This window comes from Mannheimia sp. USDA-ARS-USMARC-1261 (assembly GCF_000521605.1).
In the GTDB taxonomy this organism is placed as follows: Bacteria; Pseudomonadota; Gammaproteobacteria; order Enterobacterales; family Pasteurellaceae; genus Mannheimia; species Mannheimia indoligenes.
Genome location: NZ_CP006942.1, coordinates 857,977 through 875,478 on the forward strand (window position 1 = coordinate 857,977; position 17,502 = coordinate 875,478).

Below are 17,502 nucleotides of genomic sequence, written 5' to 3' on the forward strand. Positions count from 1 at the left end.
CGCTCCCAGTAACCGCACCAACTAATTAGATACCACGCACGCTTTTAGCACCGAGATCGTAATAATCTTTAATTGATGTACCAAAGCCATCTTTTGTTGCAATACCTGTTTGAGCAAACTTAATTGCATTGCCCGCACCTTTCAAGTGTGCCGCCATAAGTAATCCAGCTTTATGCTCAGCGTTGCCAACATAAATGCCTTTAACTGTCATTGTGCGTGCATTACGATTCATTAGTTTGATAATAGCCTCATCCTGAACAGCCTGAGAATTCAGAAATGCTGACTTGCCTCCCTCCAAGTTCCAGAAGTCATTTTGTGCTAAAAACCACTTATGATTTTTAGCATTTGAACCATTAGAGATCCCACTATTCAAAGATACTGCTTTTTTATAAGAGTCTGATTTTATAAGACCTACATCAACCAATGCAGCCGCACCAAATTGATACGCACCTAAATAACCAAATTTATTTTCGATTTGGTAATTACTATTACTCTCACGTTTTGCTAATGCTAAAAGTAATGCTTTTGTTTGAGCAGACGTTAAACCTGTTACAGTTAATGATTTTAATGTTGTCATATTCGTTACCTTCTTAGCCATATCTACTACTAAACTAACCAATTTCATTTACTCATCTCCACGCTTCCCAACATTGATGTCATTAACTTCAATCTTCTTACGGATAAGAGCAAACAAAAACTCACGAATTTTTTCAGCACCGACAAATCCAAGCATTCCGCCAATGAATGTAGATAGACTTTCTCCTGTACCAAAATGAGTTAATAACGACATACACGACAATGTAAGTGCTCCGCAAATAGCACCATCTAATAAACGCTGACGATATGTGCTTTTAGCTTGTAAAAACCAAGCACGAAGCATAGACATAAAAAAAGCCATCACGAACCCCGTAATGGCATTATAATTTTGTTGAATGTATGCAGTCACAATGAGCCATACACTCGGATCTTTATCTGGCATTTTTTACCATCTCCAAATTAAGAGCAATAAAAAGCCCCGACTGGAAAACCAATCAGGGCTATAAAATTCACTCGGTGAACATCACTTACACGACGACCACCATATATTGAAATGATAGGACAAGATGACAAGTTCGTCAATACATTATTTTGATATTTTTTGATTTTTCTTTACCTGTTCGAAGAAGAACGAAACCAGTTACCAACAGTTCGTGAATTATTGCTTTTGCTAACTTTAAGTCTTTTTCTACATTACGCTTAACTGTTTTTAAGCTAGGCACTCGAATATTTGACTTACCTGAACACGGTTGCATTTTTATTTCTCCGCAATTCTCACGCAATTTAACCGATATAAAATTTACTGTACGCTTGTTTACATAATATGAAAATACAATGAAATGCAACAAACTGTCATTCTTCTTGAAGAATTGCTCAATGGTCTGACTAATCATCATACCTGTTTCATCATCGCACATTGGCTCACTTGGCTCTGACGGAATAGCAGATTGCATCAATTTAGCAATAATGTTTAAGCCGGGTTTATCAATTCGACCGCTACGAATCCAAGCCCCCCATTTATACATATATTCATCAACAAACTCTTCCTGTTTATCTATTAGTGTTAATTCATTAAATTTACGCATTTCCATAATCCCTAATTTTTAAAATAATCATTCCGCCCTTTTTAAATCCTGCTGTAATCATTCTCTTATCGACTAAAATCTGATTGTGATCTTCTTCAATCAAACCGCCAATGGTTAATGCGTCCCATAAAGCCTTTTCTAGATTATCTGGGTCTCTTCGTCTTTTATCTGGATAATAAACCTGCAATACAGTCTGTACTGCACCTTTAAATGGATCGAACTGTTTACAAATTTCAACTACCTGTTGTCGGAAGGCTTGTCCTTTCTCTGAAATATAATGTCTGCCGTTTCGGGTATGTCGCCAATAATGGTTTACACTTGGCGGATAGGGTAATGCAATTTCAAGCCAATCGCTCATAGCTTACCTTCAGCCTCTAATATATCTTGCGTTCTAAAAACAGCATCAGCGTGAGCTTGTCTTACGAAATCATAGTCTAATATACGAGTACGGCGATCAATTTCATCATGGCAAGCAGAGCAGGCCCAAGCACCTCGTTTATCGCTCGGCTTTTTCGCAATGCCTGTATCCATACGATAATGAGCCAATACAGTTGTTTCAGGATTAAAATTACAAATTCCCGGCAATCTTACTTGGCACTCTCTGCCTTTCGCCTCTTTGCGTAAATTAGCCATTCCAACCCTCTCTATCTTTTCTGCCGAACCACTCAATAAAATAGAGTGTGCCGGCACAAACAACGACCACTCCAACCGTGATTAAAATTAAAGTTAGTTCATCAATCATTTCTGCTACCTTTATTCTTTTTTCTCTCATTCCATTTTTCTTGCTCTAATGCAGTTCGCTTTCCAATATAAAAAGCATTAATGAATAAACCGACAATAAAAATCCAATCCATTAAATTGTTACACTGGCTCATTTGTTATTCTCCTTAAATAAACCCCCCGAATTCGAGGGAATTAACAAAATCCTATTAATTGATTTATTTTGTTGTCTAATTCCCATTCATTCTTGTAAATGTTACAAAGTGTTTCATTCCAAATTACGCCGTACACCGTTTTGTAAACATCATTGAATTTTTCTTGGGGCATATTCGCAAATGAGATAGACCAGCGTTCTTTCATTGTGCCACCATCTTGTGTAGGTTTAATATCGTAAAAGCCAGCTTTTTTCATAACGTGATCGAGATAGGCTTCAAGGGTTTTCATTCCTTCATAATCCAATTTTGCTTCACGATTTGAACGTACTTTGGCTAACACACGCTCTGCAATAGGCTTTGTTACATTCCGGTAGAGATTTTCATCATTTGCAGCAATGGCAATTTCTCTTGCGACAGCTTGTGCAATCCATTCTTCCGCTTGAGTTAATACACTAAATTCAGGTTGCCAATATTCAAAACCAGCATCTAACAAAGCAAAAAACTTCTTATGGTGCTTATAATTTCTGTTATGGCTCATTGGTGTAATTTTTACCGCACAGCCAATAGGCAAACTCTTTAGCAAATTTCGGTCGTAATCTGTTTCAGCTACTACTGCACCATTGGCATATTTAACTGCGTGGATTACCGTCTTTTTCTGCTGTTTGCTCGCCATTCCAATGCTCCGAAATCATCAATATGAATATGTCGGATAACTTGCCCCATATTGCGATGCTTAGGGTCAAATATAGCCAAGTGATTGCCACGGCACACATCTGTCCATTTGTTGGTATCAGGACTTAAAAATTTAATACGGCCGCCAACAATAAAACGAATTTCCGTTGCTTTCTGTGTAATGAGATAGAACCATTCGGTGCTAATATCTACTGGTAGCAACATCACAACCAAACAGTTATAATTTTCAAATAACTCAACTGCACGCTTGATAAAACTGAGCGGATCGCTAAATGGTGGATTTATAAAAATACGCTCGTTTTCTAGAGGATAGGTCAGAAAATTCATCTCCGGAGTAATGAACTTTTCACACTTGGCATTATGTGGTAATGCAGCTCCATCAACGGTAAAACCAAATTCATCATTGATTGGATTAAATACCGAAAGTGATGTTGGGTAAGTGTCTTTGTCAAAATCTGTCATTGCATTGCTCCTGCTCGTTTCTTTTCGTCTAAAATCCGCTGAATACGTGGATCTATTGGCACTTTCTTTTTCTCTTCAATCACTGGCTTTGGAGGTGGAATTTGTTCACCTCTCATAATCCGTTTTGCCACCTCTACTAACGCTTTTTCAGCTTGGTTGCGTAGTGTTTCATCTTTCCAACTATGCTTGCGGTTACGCTCGTAGAGGTCGGTTAAAAGCCAATATTCGGCGTTTGAACGAAATTTAAAATTTTCGATTTCAGTAAACCCAAAAGCGGAAAAATGATTTAAACGCTTGAGTAATTGTTCCACATCTGGCAAGCCTAATTCGTGATAGTCAATCACATTGCACCACTGAATGAATTTACCGATACTTGGTACAAAATCATCGGTTTTGGCTCGCAAACCTTTCATACCCTGTCTGACTTGCTCAACGGTTCTAATTCCATTTTCGGCAAAACCTAAAATCCATTGCTGCTTAGCCGTTGCGATTTGCTTTTCCGTCCAGTATTGGATACTTGGGCAACTGGCTGGCAACTGGTCGAAAATACGATCTACCAAGTTTTCAATCTCGCCCGACAATTTGCCATTCGGATTATTCGCCACCACAAGCGGTCGATTTTGTGCAGTGTTTTGCAGATTCATCACAGCACCTCCGCCCACGCTTCCGGCGTATTCCATTCGGCTCGCATATTGTCTTTTGGTCGATGTTGCTTAGGTTGATCATCTTGCCATTTCCAATCTGCTTTAAAACCTATCCAGCCACGTTCAACCGCAATCTCTACCGCCTGTTGAATGGGAATGCCTGCTTTGTCCGCTTCTCGCTGAAAGCCTTTCAATGCGGTTTCGGTAATCGGGGCTTTTTTGGCTTTGCGGTGTACGATAAAATCCTCCGCCAGTTTGCCTGTAATGCCGAATTGCTCAAGCAACACTAACACCGCAGATCTTTTCGCCTCGTGCGTGTGTGCGTTAATACCCGTAAGGGTATTATTTGTAATATTTTTTTTAATAGTGTCTTTTGTAGAGTGCCAATTTTTGGTACTGGTACTAGTCCCATTTTTTGGCACTGGTTCAGAGGAATTTTTGGTACTAGTCCCATTTTTTGGCACTGGTTCAGAATCAACATCTTCAAACTCAAAATTAAGCGAAAACTCAGTAATTTCACCTTTTGATTTGTACGTTTTAATTAGTAAAACCCGCTCCAATTCTGCCAAACAAGAAAATGCAGTTTTACGGTCTTTAATGCCACATTTATCCATAAATTGGCTCACAGAAATCTTGTCTGATTGCTTTTGCCAACCTGTGGTTTGTCTAGCAATTAACGCATAGCATTTAAAGGCATTACCAGAAATACGAGATAGAAATTCATCTACAATCGCATTAGGCATTTGGAAGCTATTTGGAATAAATTTACTCATAACCCCACCGCCTTATCTTGTGTAAATTCACCGTTCCAGTTCTTCTTCATTGGTAATTCGCCTTTGGTGTACCATTCATAGAGCTTTGCCGCGCCTTTGCGTAACAACACCGGCTTGTATGCCACAAATGGTTCTTTGCCATGAAGAGCTATTTCGGTAGTTTCTTCGGTTAAATAGCGATCTCGAGCATAAGCGGCAACACGCTTGGCATTAGCTGCTTCATAAAGCCAACTTTTACCAATAAGATATTCCCCAATTTTGAGTGAGTTCACACCGTTCAAGCCTTTTACAAACTCAAAAGGTGAAATACCGTTGCGGAAATAGCTTTCCATCGAGGCAATCTGCACCGCTTGTTGTTGGTTCTGTTCGGCTAAATCCGCGGCCAAACGTAAGGCTTCGGGGAGGGTTTGAGGAATTTGCTGGCTCTCTCTTGCTTGCCAATAATCGACGAGCCTAGCGGTAAATTCAGGGCAAAGTTGAGCAACCACAATGTAAGTATCACGCTTGATTAGATGATACTCAGTAACGCTTTGCCCTAAATGATTTTTAACTTCCACCAATGGTGTAAGTTGAATAATCCCCTTATCTTGTAAGCGTTCAATCGTTCTCTTTACAGAGTCGTGTCGTGCTTCCACAATTTCAGCAATTTCACGACTACTCATCGTAATGCTTGATTTCTGTTCTGAAATATTTAATAATTGATTCATCGAAATTACCTTTCGTTGTTTAGTTTTAAAGAGCCACCGTTCCAGCGGTGGTTTTTTATTTGCCTGAATTTCGTAAAACTGCCCAATCAACATCAGGGCGTAGCTCTTCACAAGTTACTTTCCCTTCTGTAAATTTTTCGATTTCCGGGCAACGCTCTGCAGGTACTTTAGTTTTAAACCACTGCTGTACGGCTTGTGGCTTAACTCCAAGTTGGCGAGCAATTTCAGACTGATTTAATTCTTTTAATTTCGTAAGCACATTATTATCCCTCATAAAAGTATTTCTTGTTTTTGCTTTAATATATGTTACAAGTTTAAGCTTCTTTTTACAAGTTATTCTTTAATTGAATTTACAAGCTATCCTTGTAAAATGGCAGGGAATAAAGGGGGTGCATCATGAGCATTAAAAAACGAATTGAACAAATGATTTCTGAAAAAGGTTGGAATCAAACAGATTTAGCTATGAAATTAGGCGTAACACCTCAGGCAGTGCAGCAATGGTTAAGGAATGAAAATCCAACAACGCCATCTCAAGCTAGATTACGTAAAATTGCAGATGTTAGTGGCTATCCTGTACATTGGTTTTCAATGAGCGATGAAGAAATAGCAAGAGAAGAATTTTTAATTTCTAATATGCGTGGTAAATCTGATGATGTTCATTCTTATCAAATAGATTTGTTAGATGTTAAAGCCAAAGCTGGTGCTGGTGGATATATAAACAATGAATATCCTGATATTATTCAGTCTATTTACTTTTCTAAAGATGGGCTACTAGAGATCGTCGGTAGGAAAACAAATAACGGTTTATATATGATAACTGTCCCAACAGATAGTATGAGTCCAACGATTGATAAGGGTGATGTTGTATTTATTGATACAAATGTTACCGCTTATATTGGTGAAGGAATTTATATTTTTGCTGTCGATAATGAAGTCTATATTAAACGCTTACAACGCATTCCTGGTGGCGTTTATAAGGCTCTCTCAGACAATAAATCTTATGAACCATTTGAAATGACAGATGATTTATTTGAAACGGTCACAATTATAGGTAAATTTGTCCGTGTTTTACCGATACACCCAAGAGACTTATAAAATTGAACGCTCATACTAAATCAAAGTATGAGCGTTTTTCTACTAGCTTTCTCCAATCATCTTTAAGAAATCATCTTCCGAAATAATTTTGATTATATGTCCCTTAGAAATTAAGTCTTTTGCTTTTATTTCTTTATTGCTTAGTTTTTTACCAGCTAATCGACTTTTATCTTGAATACCTTTAACAAGTAAAGTCACTTTCTTGGATACGCCATCAACAACATCACAACCAACCGAAGCTGCCTTTTCTGCCGCTGTTTGTCTTGGCATAGATAATTCGCCAGTAAATACGATGACTTCTCCATATAGCGGGCCGTCTGGATTACCCTGACGTTTAATTTTAGGCAAAATATTTCCATTTTCATCATATTCTAGATGAAGTGGCTTTTTAATCCGATCTAACCAATAATCTAAATCTTCATTACTTTCAGATAAGGCTCTATTTAGAATATGACCAGCCACAATAGCATCATCTAAGGCATTATGATGATGTTTTTGCTCTATTTTCAAGAAATTTGATACGTTTGCCAATCCATAACCTTTTTCGGCAAATTTATCACTCCAACATCTCCTAGCTACTCGCATTATATCTAACCATTGATTAGGTAAGGTTGGTAAAATACGCATCATTGCAGCTTTATCAAAAGCCCCATAAGAGCAAATAGTATTATTACTGAAAAATTCCTTGATGATAGGAATCACCTCACTAAGAAGTGGGGCATCTTCAACATCTTGTGGTGTGATACCGTGAACACAAACATTTATTGGATCAAAATAATCTTGTGGGTTTACCAAAGTTTCCCATTTTGTCACTATCCGTCCATTCTCAAAGAAAACAATACCTACCTGACAAATTGACAATAGATCAGGATTAGCGGTTTCAATGTCTATAACAATAAACTTATTCATACCCAACCCCATTATTGGCAAGATTTTATATAGCTATCAGCCTCTTGTTCAGATAACGCAGGAAATACGCCATCGTAATGTGAGAGCTTAATTTCTTTGCTAGAAATATCAAACAAGTAGAAATTTCTAAACTTACCAGCCTGAGTCGCCCCGATAAAAATTTCGGTACGCTCGCCTAATTCGTTGATCAACATTCGGTCTGGTCTGAAATCATTCAACTTATCAAGCAAGCATTGCTTGGATTGTTGTGCGTTCCCGAGAATTGGATAGCTTTTTGATTCCAGGGAACGCATTTCAGTCGTGCTGGCACCACAACCTACAACGCTAAGAGTAATAATCGAAGAAAAGATAATTTTTTTCATACAATCCACCTACTGATTTTGGGAAATTTGTTCCGTTATATCTCAAAGCTCTCTTCTTGTGCAACTTTATTTAGCACAAAAAACAATCAATTAAATTTCCTTTCAAATATACATTATTTTAATAATCAAGTGTTTACAAGTGGTAAGTAAATTTCACTTTAAATTAATTTAAAGTTATACTTGTAATATTAAAGCAAATCTTGTATTATGCCTGCATCAACTAAGAACCTTTATCTAAGAAAGGTAACGCTCTTTAACAATTTAGTGCTTGCGCGGACGATATTAACAACCTCGAGCAGTGATTAAATTTCATTTAATAACTCGGCAAGGTTGGTTAGACCCTGACATACAAATTTGAACGACTTGCCAAAAAGAGGTGGCAAGGTTTAGGCAACACACTCGCAAGGTGTGGAGAGCTGAAAAGGCAACACTGGTATCAGTCCTAAGCAATCACGCTTATCTCAAGTTTGAGTAAGTACGGATACAAGCAGCACCCGACGGAATGGCGAAAGCCGGGCGGGCGACGGCGTGGGCAGACACGCATTTATTCCAAAGTGCATTTGAGAAAGTGTGTTTTGGAATACCCACAACTAGACGCAAGTCGCTCCATTTGCCCACCGTAAAACGTGGGCTTTTTTCAACAAAAGGACAATCCTATGAACAAAATTAAACAACTTGCCCCAATCGCCTTGATAATTTTGGTATTAGGCATTATCGGGCAAATGGACTATGACGACCACATACAAATGGAACGTTACAAATGTGAGCGTAATCAAGGAATTTGGATAACCGAAAATAGCGGTAAAACTCAATATTGCAAGTGATGATATATGAGAAAACGAAAACGCTTTTTATCTCCTTGGCAATGTGAAAGTGCCGACGACTATTACGAGCAATTTGAAGATGTTGGGTGTAATAGTGAAGATGATTTTGAAGAACCTGATGATTTTGACGAAAGCGAAGATCAGGATTGTGAATATTGGCAGAATGTAATGAGGAACCATTAATTATGTTAGAACTTATCTTAAAAACCGAAAGTAAGGTGCTTACTACTAACCTAAAAAACTTTGAGGAACAAGCTAATCAATATCTTGCAACGCTCACATCAACCTTTGAAACCGATGACGATTTCGCAAAAGCAAAGGAAGAAGTCAAAGAATTAAAGGAAATTGAGGACAAAATCCGAAATGCCATTAAGCAAACGCAAAACGGCGAAATTGCGGAATTAATAGCAACTGCTGAAAGCATTGCAGAGCGTTTCCGCCAAGAGAGATTAGAGCGAGATAAACTGGTAAAAGCGAAAGAAACGGAAATCAAAAAACAGATTGCGGATAAAGCGATTGAGAAAATTGCAGAAACTCGCAACAAGCTTGTGAAATTAAGCGATATTTCTCTCGCTCTCGAAATAACAATGCCAAAACACAGCATTGCTAAACGTATTGAAGAAGCTCAAAAGAACAAGCGAACTATTGACAGTTTAACCAAAGCAGTAAATGCAGAGGAAGCATCAATTATTAGCGAAATGTCTGCGGAAATTGGACGTTTAACAGAGCGATTGGATCAGATCAACGCAAAATCAGCCTATCTTTTCCCCGATGCCGTGAAGTTAATTGCTGCACAAGATGACCTTGCACCAATTATCCAGCAGCGTATTGCGGAAGAAGAACAGCGAGAGGCAGAAATCAAAGCCAAGGCAGAACAAGAGGCAAAAGCAAAAGCCGAAGCTGAGAAAATTCAAGCAGAATCAAAAGCTATTGCAGATGAAATGGACACCAAACAAGCGGTCGAAAATTCACAAAATTTTGCAAAAACGGAAACAACAGAACCGCTAGAAGATTTTGTGATAACCGTTCGACTAAATCAAAGCACCCAAAGTAATGCAGTTATTATCGCTCGTGAACTGAAAGCGAAACTTGGGGATTGTGTATCACTTAACAAAGCCAAATAAGGAAACATTATGACTACCGCACTACAAACATTGACTAATAAACTTGCTGAACGCTTTGAAATGGGCGATGGTTCAGGATTAGTGGAGACACTTAAATCTTCTGCTTTTGCAGGGGCAACCGTAAGCGATGCCCAAATGGTCGCATTATTGGTTATTGCCAATCAATACCAGTTAAATCCTTGGACAAAAGAAATTTATGCATTCCCGGGTGGAAATGGAGGATTAACACCTATTGTCGGCGTTGATGGTTGGGTTCGTATCATTAACCGTGAGCCTCAATATGATGGTATGGAATTTCATTTTACCGATGACTATTCCGCCTGTACTTGTACTATCTACCGTAAAGATAGAAGTAAACCGATTGTGGTAACGGAATTTATGGGGGAATGTAAAAAGAACTCTCCAGCTTGGAACTCTCACCCAAAAAGAATGTTACGCCATAAAGCAATGATCCAATGTGCGAGATTAGCATTTGGCTTTACGGGCATTTACGACCAAGATGAAGCAGAACGAATTGTAGAAAATGAAAAACAACCAATCAATGTAACACCTAAAAATACGATTGATACTACAGCTGTAGAACTTGCCACCGATGAACAAATCCAGCGTATTACCGAATTAGCAGAAATTACGAATACACCAATCGAAAAAATCTTGGCCATCACTGGTAAACAAAGCCTAAATGAAATCCCTAAATCAGGGGTGGAAAAAGTCTTGAATAAGCTGAATGTTACGCTTAATAAGCAAGAGGCAGAGCGAGAGCAATCTCAGCAAAGTGAGAGCTTAGGTCAGGAAATCCCACTATGATAGATGGCCTAATTACACTTGATTGTGAACAAGGCACGGAGGAATGGCTAACTGCACGGCTAGGCATTCCGACTGCTACGGGCATTTCGAGTATCGTTACACCTAATGGAAAAAAATCATCAGCTTACAATGCTTACTTAGCAGAGCTTGTCGCAGAAAGCATTGAGGGGTTAGGCGAAACATTCAAATCGGACAGTATGGAGCGAGGAAATCGACTCGAGTCACAAGCAAGAATGGCTTATGAGTTTGAAACTAGCAATGATGTTATTCAAGTTGGTGGAGTTTATCTCAACTCAGATAAAGATTTAATGATAAGCCCAGACGGATTAATGCCGAAATTGAAAAAAGGCTTAGAAATTAAATGCCCGAAGATGAAAACCCATATTAAATACTTGCTAGAAGGCGGCGTACCGACGGAATATATTATTCAAGTTCAAGCCGCTTTATGGGTAACAGGTTACGAAACGTGGGATTTTGTCAGCTACTGTCCCGAATATGAAAAGCAAACTTTGTATATCTACACAGCAAAACGAGATCCCGTACTGATGAAAGCTTTTGATACTTATATCCCACAGTTTATTAAAACGCTGAAAGCGTTAAAGAATTAACCACCGCCCCGAAAGGGGCTTTTTAATAGGTAAAAAATATGAGAAAAATTATTCAAATTTCCGAAAGCTTTGTTGATGGCTATTCCATTGGAGATTATTTCAACATTTCAGCGTTGTGTGATGACGGTTCGCTTTGGTATTTAAACGATTTTAAAAATGGATGGCAGCGTTATCCTGATATACCTCAAGACGACGTTATCCCAGCGCTAAAACCATCGCACACGCATACAGAAGGAATTTAACTATGACAACCCAAAAGAAATACGAACTCCTCCAAGACGACACAATCAACCACTACGGCAGAACACTTTACCGCATCAAAGCCCTAATCTCCTTTGGCTTGGTAGTAGCAGGTGAACTCGGCGGGTACATCGAAAAAGAGAGCAACTTAGATCAGTCCGACAATGCTTGGGTGTACGGCAATGCTCGGGTGTCCGGCGATGCTCGGGTGTCCGGCGATGCTCGGGTGTCCGGCGATGCTCGGGTGTCCGGCGATGCTCGGGTGTCCGGCGATGCCCAGGTGTACGACAATGCTTGGGTGTACGGCGATGCTCGGGTGTACGGCGATGCTCAGGTGTACGGCGATGCTCAGGTGTACGGCGATGCTCAGGTGTCCGACAATGCTCAGGTGTACGGCGATGCTCAGGTGTACGGCGATGCTCAGGTGTACGACAATGCTTGGGTGTACGACAATGCTTGGGTGTACGACAATGCTTGGGTGTACGGCAATGCTCGGGTGTCCGGCGATGCTCAGGTGTACGGCGATGCTCAGGTGTACGGCGATGCTCGGGTGTCCGGCGATGCTCAGGTGTACGGCGATGCTCAGGTGTACGGCGATGCTCAGGTGTCCGGCGATGCCCAGGTGTACGGCGATGCTCGGGTGCGATCTTGTGGTGTAATTTCCAGGCGCAAAATGATTTTCTGGGCGAGCAATGTTGGCACAGAGAACGGTACATTAACCGTTTACAATGGAAAAGACGGGCTGATTGTCACTCGAGGCTGTTTTACTGGCACGGTTGATGGGTTTTTAGCGAAATCTGCCGAAGTTCACGACGAGAAAACCAAGCGGGAATATCAACTGCTAATTGAAGTAGCGAAAAGCAGAATTTTAGGCACAGCGACTGAATAGGTCGCTTTTTTATTGGAGAATAACAATGAGGTTAAACCCATTTTACTACTTACGCCGTTATAAAGAGTTGGAAGCAAAATTAAAGGCATATAATATTTTTAACGAAAGCCTACTCGAACGCAATCGAGAGTTAGATCAAGATTTATCTAGCACTAGGACTGAATTAGATAAGGCTAGAGCAAAAATCAGCTACCTTACTGCCGAATTTGAAGAACTTCAGGCTGATTTCTTGATTTTGACGAACACTAAAAAGCTCTCTAGAAAAGAGGGTATAGAGTTGAGAAATCATAAACATCATAGTCATAAGTAAAGGTAGAAGGGGAAATGAAATCATTTAATTTAGAAAAGCATTAGCTGGAGAACCAGTAGTAACACGGAAAGGTGAAAAAGTATTTATTTTGAGTAATTTAAATAACTTAGAGGATAAAGGATTTAATCCAGATTATCCCTTAGTTGGAATTATTCAGAATAGATTAGATGTATTTTGTTGGACTTTAGAAGGACGTATTTCATTACAAAATGATGAAGCTTTGGGAGATATTGTTGGAATGTGGGAAGAACCACGCCCAAGAGTGCAATTAGATTTACCTTGCCCGCTAAAAAAATGGAGGCGTAATTGCTATACCATCACTAATGATTTATCTATAGAAAAAACAGTACATACTGAAAGACCTTTTGATGAAGATTTGCATTTTTATTTTGCAACTGAAAAAGATGCTCAAGAATGGCTAAATGCAATGCGAAATAGCAGGAGATAGTATGTTTGGAAAAATACGTCGTTCCCCTGCTTTATGGCTTGGAATGGTTGGTTTGAACGCTTGCTCATATATCAAAAACACAGATAGTGTGCTTATTATGCTCTCAACAATTGTTATTTTGGAGAAAGAAAATGAATGAAGGCAAATATTTTTCGGTTGATGTATCAAATGATATACATATCCTAAATCTGCACGAAACCTTAGAGCAAGCAAAACAAAGCTGTTTAAATGGTGCTACTGAAGCCTATGAGTTTGCGGATGATATGGATGATCACGAAAGCTATGAAGCCTATGATTTACCCTATGCAGTTTATGGTGTTGTTTTAGGTAGAGCAAAATCAGATATCCGTCCACTAACCGACGAAGAAAGAGAATCAGAGTTATTTGGGGAAGTTGAACAAGTTATTGAACCACCAACACTTGTAGAAAATAACGGCTGGATTTCGGTTAAAGAACAAATGCCAAAAGAGTTTGATACTGTTTTAGTTTTTAACGGCAGCGTATTTATTGCTGAATTAAACGGCAACGGATTTATTACCGAATATGGAACTATTGATTTTGATGATGTTCGATATGTCACCCACTGGCAACCACTCCCCGAACCACCAAAGGAGTAATTAAATGACCGACACCGAACGCTTAAATTTTATCGCCGAACGAAAACTAGATGTCCGCTATTCTGATTTGGTGGACGGATTTATTATTGCTAGCTATACCAAACCGCACGAGCAGTATTTTCATTGGGCGAGAAATGCAAGAAATGAGGGGATTTAATAATGATTGAAAGATGCCTCCCTGAGGAAATGAGAAAAAATCTTGAAATGGTTCATCAATTTGAAAGAATCGGACTTGATTTTGTACCTATCCCTGTGAAATCAACAGAACATAAACAAGAGCTTATGAAGTTATTTAGGTTAAATCTAGACGAGATAATGGAGATTGCCAATGCAACAACTAATTAAAAACATCGAACAATGGGCAGAAAACCGCAATTTAATCAACGGCTCAACCCCACAAAAGCAAATGCTGAAACTAATGGAAGAGTTCGGCGAACTCTGCGGTGGTATTGCCCGCAATAACCCCGAAATGATTAAAGATGCGATTGGGGATTGTTTTGTGGTGTTGGTGATTTTACGCAAGCAATGCAAACTAGACGAGGAGCTTGTTTATGATATTCATTGTGATAATTTCCAAGATTACATCACTTCTGTGATTTCCTCATTAGCTCAAATCAATGAGTCTCTTGGCTGGGATAATATTACAGTCGAATGCGAAATATCTGCTGTTGTTGGATGGTTGGATTATATTGCAGAATATTACAACTTAAATTTCCAAGACTGCATCGCCCACGCCTACGACCAAATCAAAGACCGCAAAGGCAAAATGATTGATGGCGTATTTGTGAAAGAGGAAGATTTATAGAACCTACGCAACAAAAACCGAAACATTTTGTAGAAAAGCACCAAGCCACTCTATAAGCGTTTCGGTTTCTTCTTCGTTGGCGTTGATTATGTTCAGGTTTTCATCAACCTTAGACAAAATACAGTCAATGCCACAGCCGCTAATAAATGATGAGTTTTGACTGATCAGCCATTGTTTGAAAAGCTCTTTCATAGTTCCCTCCGTTTTCTTATGAGGTTACTACGAAAGCGTCTTGCTGTCAGATTGGATAGTTATTTTTTCGATGCAGATCGCAAAAATAGATATTGGTATTTAACAAGCTTACTCAATTTTAAGGTGGCTAAATTTATACAACCAACCGCTTGTTCCGCAAGCGGTTATCTTTTGGAGAGAAAAATGATAGTTTGGGCTTTGTTCGATAGCGGTAATGGGTGCTACACTCAAGCTGCAATGCAATGCAATGCAATGCAATGCAATGCAATGTAATGTAATAGAAATATACCCAATAGGCATAGATATTGAATCGAAAAATGACCACTTTATTAGCTTAAATTTGGCTGATTATAGCAGAATGTTTGGTGATACCACTCTATTTGATACTCTCGACAAATTACCTAAGCCAGACTTAATTATTGCTAGTCCACCGTGCGAAAGTTGGTCTGTAGCTAGTGCAATGTGGGGTGGTAATGCGAGTTGGAAACAAGAAACAGGAGCTATAAATCGGTCATTGTCTAAATTTACGATTCGTGGCCGAGCTGATTATGATTTGCCTCACGTACAGTTTAAGTATGATCGTTCGTTTTTAAATAGGATAAACGGCGAATTATGTATTTATAACACAATCGAAATTATCAAGCGTTATCAGCCAAGGGTATTTGTGATTGAAAATCCAGCAAGTAGTAAAATTTGGCATTATATAAGCGACATCCTGAATTTTACCATCCAATATGATAACCTCACTTATTACAGTAATTATGGTTATCCAATCCAGAAACCAACAAGATTTAAAAGCAATATTAATCTTAACTTAAGGGTAGAAAGGAAGAAGGCTGATAAACAATGGGGAGATTTCGCCAAGAATTATAATGAGCGGTCAAACATACCTATAGACTTGATTTTAAATATCTACCAAAGTGTAGAAAAGGCAATTAAAGAAAAACATACAATCCCTCTAAATGAGGGATTTTTTATTGGAGAATAATGTGGAAACATTAAGCATAAAACAGGTAGCAAATATCCTTAATGTATCCTATTGGACTGTTTTTAACAATCGCCATAGATGGGGATTTTACCAAATGGATGGCTCCCGATTATGGCGAGTTGATAAATCAAATCTTGATTTGTTGAAAAAACGATCTAATAATGACCGTGGGCTTGCTCTATCGGTCGGAGAGGAAAAATTATGCCGATCAGAAAAAGAGGTGACGTCTATTACATTGACCTCTACACCCCTAGTGGAGAAAGAATTAGACGCACTATTAAAACAACTGTAAAAAAAGAAGCTCAGCAATACCACGATAAATTAAAAGCTCAGTTGTGGCAAATTGATAAGCTAGATCAAAAACCTGATTATCTCTTTGAAAACGCATTGGTGTTATTTCTAAAAGATGCGGAAGGAAAAGAGGATACAGCAACCAAAAAACGGCACGCAATTTATTATCGAAATATTTTTGCTGGTCGAATATTAAGTTCTTTAACAAGCGATGAAATACTGGGGGCGATTCCAGAAAAGCATATGTTAAAAGACACGCCATTGACAAATTCTACTAAGAATAAATATAGAACGTCTATAATGCGAATTTTAAAATTAGCTTATCAGGCGGGATATATTGATAAAATGCCGTTTATCCCCAAAAAGAAAGAGCCACCGATTCGGGTTCGTTGGATTACCAAAGAACAAGCCAAGCAGTTTATTGATAATATTAGTACTGATTGGATGAAAACTATCTGCTCTTTTGCTTTATTAACAGGAGCAAGGCGAACAGAAATACTTTCTATGACTTGGGATAAAATAGATTTTATCCGTAAAGTAGCGATTGTTTCAAATGATATTGCCAAATCGGAAAAAGCGAGATCGCTTTTACTTAATGATGATGCACTTGAATTACTACAAAAGCAGAGAGGGAAAAATCCTAAATATGTGTTTGTAGGAAGTAAAGGGCAGGCATTACAAGATATCAACCGCAAAATATTTAACAAAGCGACTGAAAAATGTTTATTGGTTGATTTCCATTTCCATGATTTAAGGCATACTTGGGCCAGTTGGCACGTTCAGGCCGGCACACCATTATTTACCTTAAAAGAATTGGGTGGCTGGGAAACATTAGAGATGGTAAAGAGATATGCCCATCTTAATGCAGACCATTTACTCAACCACGCTAACTCAGTTAAATTCTAGTCACAAATTAGTCACAAAGCATTTTTGACATAGAAAATTAATAACTGATATTTAAATGTAACTATTTGAAATATAAGGATAAATAATGGCACGCCCTAAAGGATTCGAACCTTTGACCCACGCCTTAGAAGGGCGTTGCTCTATCCAGCTGAGCTAAGGGCGCAGAGATTTATAAGAAAGAAGTGGTCGGCGAGATAGGATTTGAACCTACGACCCACTGGTCCCAAACCAGTTGCGCTACCAAGCTGCGCTACTCGCCGACAAATGATGGAATGATTATAAGATTCTTTATTTAACAGTCAATCTTTTTT

General features: G+C 38.8%; 32 protein-coding genes and 2 tRNA genes. 17 read left to right on the top strand and 17 right to left on the bottom strand.

Features of this window, described 5'->3' with window-relative positions; translation table 11 throughout:
* Positions 1-25: 25 nt before the first annotated feature.
* The 12 genes from X781_RS04100 to X781_RS04150 form a co-directional block, all read right to left on the bottom strand.
* Entirely contained in the window at positions 26-625 is a 600-nt protein-coding gene (locus X781_RS04100; RefSeq protein ID WP_025235699.1) for a hypothetical protein, read from the bottom strand.
* A complete protein-coding gene (locus X781_RS04105; protein ID WP_025235700.1) occupies positions 626-979 on the bottom strand; it encodes a phage holin, lambda family in 354 nt (117 codons plus the stop codon).
* Positions 980-1,115: 136 nt separating this feature from the next.
* Complete coding sequence (locus X781_RS04110; RefSeq protein WP_259740469.1) at positions 1,116-1,628, bottom strand: antiterminator Q family protein; 513 nt, start codon at positions 1,626-1,628, stop codon at positions 1,116-1,118.
* Positions 1,615-1,980 carry a RusA family crossover junction endodeoxyribonuclease gene (locus tag X781_RS04115; RefSeq protein ID WP_025235702.1) on the bottom strand — a complete coding sequence of 122 codons (366 nt, stop codon included), beginning with the start codon at positions 1,978-1,980 and terminating at the stop codon, positions 1,615-1,617. The genes X781_RS04110 and X781_RS04115 overlap by 14 nt, the downstream gene beginning before the upstream one ends.
* Positions 1,977-2,255 carry a DUF1364 domain-containing protein gene (locus X781_RS04120; protein ID WP_025235703.1) on the bottom strand — a complete coding sequence of 93 codons (279 nt, stop codon included), beginning with the start codon at positions 2,253-2,255 and terminating at the stop codon, positions 1,977-1,979. The genes X781_RS04115 and X781_RS04120 overlap by 4 nt, the downstream gene beginning before the upstream one ends.
* A gap of 101 nt (positions 2,256-2,356) precedes the next feature.
* Complete coding sequence (locus X781_RS12295; RefSeq protein WP_158497208.1) at positions 2,357-2,497, bottom strand: hypothetical protein; 141 nt, start codon at positions 2,495-2,497, stop codon at positions 2,357-2,359.
* 40 nt (positions 2,498-2,537) lie between these two features.
* On the bottom strand, positions 2,538-3,170 hold the full coding sequence (locus X781_RS04125; RefSeq protein WP_025235704.1) for a DUF1367 family protein: 633 nt from the start codon (positions 3,168-3,170) through the stop codon (positions 2,538-2,540).
* Positions 3,140-3,652 carry a DNA N-6-adenine-methyltransferase gene (locus tag X781_RS04130; RefSeq protein ID WP_025235705.1) on the bottom strand — a complete coding sequence of 171 codons (513 nt, stop codon included), beginning with the start codon at positions 3,650-3,652 and terminating at the stop codon, positions 3,140-3,142. The genes X781_RS04125 and X781_RS04130 overlap by 31 nt, the downstream gene beginning before the upstream one ends.
* Complete coding sequence (locus tag X781_RS04135) at positions 3,649-4,296, bottom strand: replication protein P (protein ID WP_025235706.1); 648 nt, start codon at positions 4,294-4,296, stop codon at positions 3,649-3,651. Before X781_RS04135 ends, X781_RS04130 begins: the two co-directional genes overlap by 4 nt.
* Positions 4,296-5,069: a replication protein gene (locus tag X781_RS12495; RefSeq protein WP_025235707.1), complete on the bottom strand. Its 774-nt coding sequence runs from the start codon at positions 5,067-5,069 to the stop codon at positions 4,296-4,298. The genes X781_RS04135 and X781_RS12495 overlap by 1 nt, the downstream gene beginning before the upstream one ends.
* The gene (locus X781_RS04145) at positions 5,066-5,776 is read right to left on the bottom strand and encodes a Rha family transcriptional regulator (protein WP_025235708.1); all 711 of its coding nucleotides are present in this window, start codon (positions 5,774-5,776) and stop codon (positions 5,066-5,068) included. The genes X781_RS12495 and X781_RS04145 overlap by 4 nt, the downstream gene beginning before the upstream one ends.
* Before the next feature lie 55 nt (positions 5,777-5,831).
* On the bottom strand, positions 5,832-5,999 hold the full coding sequence (locus X781_RS04150; protein WP_269464900.1) for a transcriptional regulator: 168 nt from the start codon (positions 5,997-5,999) through the stop codon (positions 5,832-5,834).
* 173 nt (positions 6,000-6,172) lie between these two features.
* Here X781_RS04150 and X781_RS04155 point away from each other — a divergent pair, with 173 nt between their 5' ends.
* The gene (locus tag X781_RS04155) at positions 6,173-6,871 is read left to right on the top strand and encodes an XRE family transcriptional regulator (protein WP_025235710.1); all 699 of its coding nucleotides are present in this window, start codon (positions 6,173-6,175) and stop codon (positions 6,869-6,871) included.
* Positions 6,872-6,913: 42 nt separating this feature from the next.
* Here X781_RS04155 and X781_RS04160 read toward each other — a convergent pair whose 3' ends face one another.
* Complete coding sequence (locus X781_RS04160; protein ID WP_025235711.1) at positions 6,914-7,780, bottom strand: exonuclease domain-containing protein; 867 nt, start codon at positions 7,778-7,780, stop codon at positions 6,914-6,916.
* 11 nt (positions 7,781-7,791) lie between these two features.
* Positions 7,792-8,142 carry a hypothetical protein gene (locus X781_RS04165; RefSeq protein ID WP_025235712.1) on the bottom strand — a complete coding sequence of 117 codons (351 nt, stop codon included), beginning with the start codon at positions 8,140-8,142 and terminating at the stop codon, positions 7,792-7,794.
* A gap of 656 nt (positions 8,143-8,798) precedes the next feature.
* Here X781_RS04165 and X781_RS12365 point away from each other — a divergent pair.
* The 14 genes from X781_RS12365 (at position 8,799) to X781_RS04220 (ending at position 14,814) form a co-directional block, all read left to right on the top strand.
* The gene (locus tag X781_RS12365; protein ID WP_200865319.1) at positions 8,799-8,966 is read left to right on the top strand and encodes a hypothetical protein; all 168 of its coding nucleotides are present in this window, start codon (positions 8,799-8,801) and stop codon (positions 8,964-8,966) included.
* Between the two features lie 6 nt (positions 8,967-8,972).
* Positions 8,973-9,149, top strand: a complete 177-nt coding sequence (locus tag X781_RS12370) for a hypothetical protein (protein ID WP_200865320.1) — start codon at positions 8,973-8,975, stop codon at positions 9,147-9,149.
* Between the two features lie 2 nt (positions 9,150-9,151).
* Positions 9,152-10,090: a hypothetical protein gene (locus X781_RS04170; protein ID WP_025235713.1), complete on the top strand. Its 939-nt coding sequence runs from the start codon at positions 9,152-9,154 to the stop codon at positions 10,088-10,090.
* 9 nt (positions 10,091-10,099) lie between these two features.
* Entirely contained in the window at positions 10,100-10,897 is a 798-nt protein-coding gene (bet, locus tag X781_RS04175) for a phage recombination protein Bet (protein WP_025235714.1), read from the top strand.
* Complete coding sequence (locus tag X781_RS04180) at positions 10,894-11,505, top strand: YqaJ viral recombinase family protein (protein ID WP_025235715.1); 612 nt, start codon at positions 10,894-10,896, stop codon at positions 11,503-11,505. Before bet ends, X781_RS04180 begins: the two co-directional genes overlap by 4 nt.
* A gap of 38 nt (positions 11,506-11,543) precedes the next feature.
* Positions 11,544-11,747 (top strand): hypothetical protein, encoded by a 204-nt coding sequence (locus tag X781_RS04185; RefSeq protein WP_025235716.1) that lies wholly within the window; start codon positions 11,544-11,546, stop codon positions 11,745-11,747.
* A 2-nt stretch (positions 11,748-11,749) separates the two neighbouring features.
* On the top strand, positions 11,750-12,634 hold the full coding sequence (locus X781_RS04190; RefSeq protein WP_025235717.1) for a polymer-forming cytoskeletal protein: 885 nt from the start codon (positions 11,750-11,752) through the stop codon (positions 12,632-12,634).
* Between the two features lie 25 nt (positions 12,635-12,659).
* On the top strand, positions 12,660-12,944 hold the full coding sequence (locus X781_RS04195; RefSeq protein ID WP_025235718.1) for a hypothetical protein: 285 nt from the start codon (positions 12,660-12,662) through the stop codon (positions 12,942-12,944).
* A gap of 88 nt (positions 12,945-13,032) precedes the next feature.
* Entirely contained in the window at positions 13,033-13,392 is a 360-nt protein-coding gene (locus X781_RS12500; RefSeq protein ID WP_025235719.1) for a hypothetical protein, read from the top strand.
* A gap of 1 nt (position 13,393) precedes the next feature.
* A complete protein-coding gene (locus X781_RS12300) occupies positions 13,394-13,531 on the top strand; it encodes a hypothetical protein (protein WP_158497209.1) in 138 nt (45 codons plus the stop codon).
* Positions 13,524-14,009, top strand: coding sequence for a DUF551 domain-containing protein (locus X781_RS04210; RefSeq protein WP_025235720.1), 486 nt, complete (start codon positions 13,524-13,526; stop codon positions 14,007-14,009). Before X781_RS12300 ends, X781_RS04210 begins: the two co-directional genes overlap by 8 nt.
* Positions 14,010-14,013: 4 nt before the next feature.
* A complete protein-coding gene (locus X781_RS12375; protein ID WP_200865321.1) occupies positions 14,014-14,166 on the top strand; it encodes a hypothetical protein in 153 nt (50 codons plus the stop codon).
* A 2-nt stretch (positions 14,167-14,168) separates the two neighbouring features.
* Positions 14,169-14,354, top strand: coding sequence for a DUF1382 family protein (locus X781_RS04215; protein ID WP_025235721.1), 186 nt, complete (start codon positions 14,169-14,171; stop codon positions 14,352-14,354).
* The gene (locus tag X781_RS04220) at positions 14,338-14,814 is read left to right on the top strand and encodes a MazG-like family protein (RefSeq protein WP_025235722.1); all 477 of its coding nucleotides are present in this window, start codon (positions 14,338-14,340) and stop codon (positions 14,812-14,814) included. The genes X781_RS04215 and X781_RS04220 overlap by 17 nt, the downstream gene beginning before the upstream one ends.
* Before the next feature lie 3 nt (positions 14,815-14,817).
* On the opposite strand, the gene X781_RS04225 is transcribed toward X781_RS04220, so the two are convergent.
* Entirely contained in the window at positions 14,818-15,006 is a 189-nt protein-coding gene (locus X781_RS04225) for a hypothetical protein (protein ID WP_025235723.1), read from the bottom strand.
* A gap of 358 nt (positions 15,007-15,364) precedes the next feature.
* Between X781_RS04225 and X781_RS04230 the strand changes: the two genes are divergently transcribed.
* Complete coding sequence (locus tag X781_RS04230; protein WP_235068791.1) at positions 15,365-15,994, top strand: DNA methyltransferase; 630 nt, start codon at positions 15,365-15,367, stop codon at positions 15,992-15,994.
* A gap of 201 nt (positions 15,995-16,195) precedes the next feature.
* Positions 16,196-17,191, top strand: coding sequence for a tyrosine-type recombinase/integrase (locus tag X781_RS04235; RefSeq protein WP_025235724.1), 996 nt, complete (start codon positions 16,196-16,198; stop codon positions 17,189-17,191).
* 86 nt (positions 17,192-17,277) lie between these two features.
* Here the strand turns inward: X781_RS04235 and X781_RS04240 are convergent.
* Together X781_RS04240 and X781_RS04245 are read right to left on the bottom strand one after the other, a co-directional pair.
* Positions 17,278-17,354, bottom strand: a tRNA-Arg gene (locus X781_RS04240).
* A 20-nt stretch (positions 17,355-17,374) separates the two neighbouring features.
* Positions 17,375-17,451, bottom strand: a tRNA-Pro gene (locus tag X781_RS04245).
* Between the last annotated feature and the right edge of the window lie 51 nt (positions 17,452-17,502).

Coding starts and splice junctions, on each gene's coding strand:
- X781_RS04155 (WP_025235710.1), top strand. CDS start 6,173: ATGAGCATTAAAAAACGAATTGAACAAATGATTTCTGAAAAAGGTTGG.
- X781_RS12300 (WP_158497209.1), top strand. CDS start 13,394: ATGTTTGGAAAAATACGTCGTTCCCCTGCTTTATGGCTTGGAATGGTT.
- X781_RS04230 (WP_235068791.1), top strand. CDS start 15,365: ATGTTTGGTGATACCACTCTATTTGATACTCTCGACAAATTACCTAAG.
- X781_RS04220 (WP_025235722.1), top strand. CDS start 14,338: ATGCAACAACTAATTAAAAACATCGAACAATGGGCAGAAAACCGCAAT.
- X781_RS12365 (WP_200865319.1), top strand. CDS start 8,799: ATGAACAAAATTAAACAACTTGCCCCAATCGCCTTGATAATTTTGGTA.
- X781_RS04210 (WP_025235720.1), top strand. CDS start 13,524: ATGAATGAAGGCAAATATTTTTCGGTTGATGTATCAAATGATATACAT.
- X781_RS04195 (WP_025235718.1), top strand. CDS start 12,660: ATGAGGTTAAACCCATTTTACTACTTACGCCGTTATAAAGAGTTGGAA.
- X781_RS04185 (WP_025235716.1), top strand. CDS start 11,544: ATGAGAAAAATTATTCAAATTTCCGAAAGCTTTGTTGATGGCTATTCC.
- bet (WP_025235714.1), top strand. CDS start 10,100: ATGACTACCGCACTACAAACATTGACTAATAAACTTGCTGAACGCTTT.
- X781_RS04125 (WP_025235704.1), bottom strand. CDS start 3,170: ATGGCGAGCAAACAGCAGAAAAAGACGGTAATCCACGCAGTTAAATAT.
- X781_RS04120 (WP_025235703.1), bottom strand. CDS start 2,255: ATGGCTAATTTACGCAAAGAGGCGAAAGGCAGAGAGTGCCAAGTAAGA.
- X781_RS04165 (WP_025235712.1), bottom strand. CDS start 8,142: ATGAAAAAAATTATCTTTTCTTCGATTATTACTCTTAGCGTTGTAGGT.
- X781_RS04100 (WP_025235699.1), bottom strand. CDS start 625: ATGAAATTGGTTAGTTTAGTAGTAGATATGGCTAAGAAGGTAACGAAT.
- X781_RS04235 (WP_025235724.1), top strand. CDS start 16,196: ATGCCGATCAGAAAAAGAGGTGACGTCTATTACATTGACCTCTACACC.
- X781_RS04170 (WP_025235713.1), top strand. CDS start 9,152: ATGTTAGAACTTATCTTAAAAACCGAAAGTAAGGTGCTTACTACTAAC.
- X781_RS04160 (WP_025235711.1), bottom strand. CDS start 7,780: ATGAATAAGTTTATTGTTATAGACATTGAAACCGCTAATCCTGATCTA.
- X781_RS04225 (WP_025235723.1), bottom strand. CDS start 15,006: ATGAAAGAGCTTTTCAAACAATGGCTGATCAGTCAAAACTCATCATTT.
- X781_RS04110 (WP_259740469.1), bottom strand. CDS start 1,628: ATGGAAATGCGTAAATTTAATGAATTAACACTAATAGATAAACAGGAA.
- X781_RS04145 (WP_025235708.1), bottom strand. CDS start 5,776: ATGAATCAATTATTAAATATTTCAGAACAGAAATCAAGCATTACGATG.
- X781_RS12495 (WP_025235707.1), bottom strand. CDS start 5,069: ATGAGTAAATTTATTCCAAATAGCTTCCAAATGCCTAATGCGATTGTA.
- X781_RS04190 (WP_025235717.1), top strand. CDS start 11,750: ATGACAACCCAAAAGAAATACGAACTCCTCCAAGACGACACAATCAAC.
- X781_RS04105 (WP_025235700.1), bottom strand. CDS start 979: ATGCCAGATAAAGATCCGAGTGTATGGCTCATTGTGACTGCATACATT.
- X781_RS12375 (WP_200865321.1), top strand. CDS start 14,014: ATGACCGACACCGAACGCTTAAATTTTATCGCCGAACGAAAACTAGAT.
- X781_RS04180 (WP_025235715.1), top strand. CDS start 10,894: ATGATAGATGGCCTAATTACACTTGATTGTGAACAAGGCACGGAGGAA.
- X781_RS12370 (WP_200865320.1), top strand. CDS start 8,973: ATGAGAAAACGAAAACGCTTTTTATCTCCTTGGCAATGTGAAAGTGCC.
- X781_RS04215 (WP_025235721.1), top strand. CDS start 14,169: ATGATTGAAAGATGCCTCCCTGAGGAAATGAGAAAAAATCTTGAAATG.
- X781_RS04135 (WP_025235706.1), bottom strand. CDS start 4,296: ATGAATCTGCAAAACACTGCACAAAATCGACCGCTTGTGGTGGCGAAT.
- X781_RS12295 (WP_158497208.1), bottom strand. CDS start 2,497: ATGAGCCAGTGTAACAATTTAATGGATTGGATTTTTATTGTCGGTTTA.
- X781_RS04130 (WP_025235705.1), bottom strand. CDS start 3,652: ATGACAGATTTTGACAAAGACACTTACCCAACATCACTTTCGGTATTT.
- X781_RS04115 (WP_025235702.1), bottom strand. CDS start 1,980: ATGAGCGATTGGCTTGAAATTGCATTACCCTATCCGCCAAGTGTAAAC.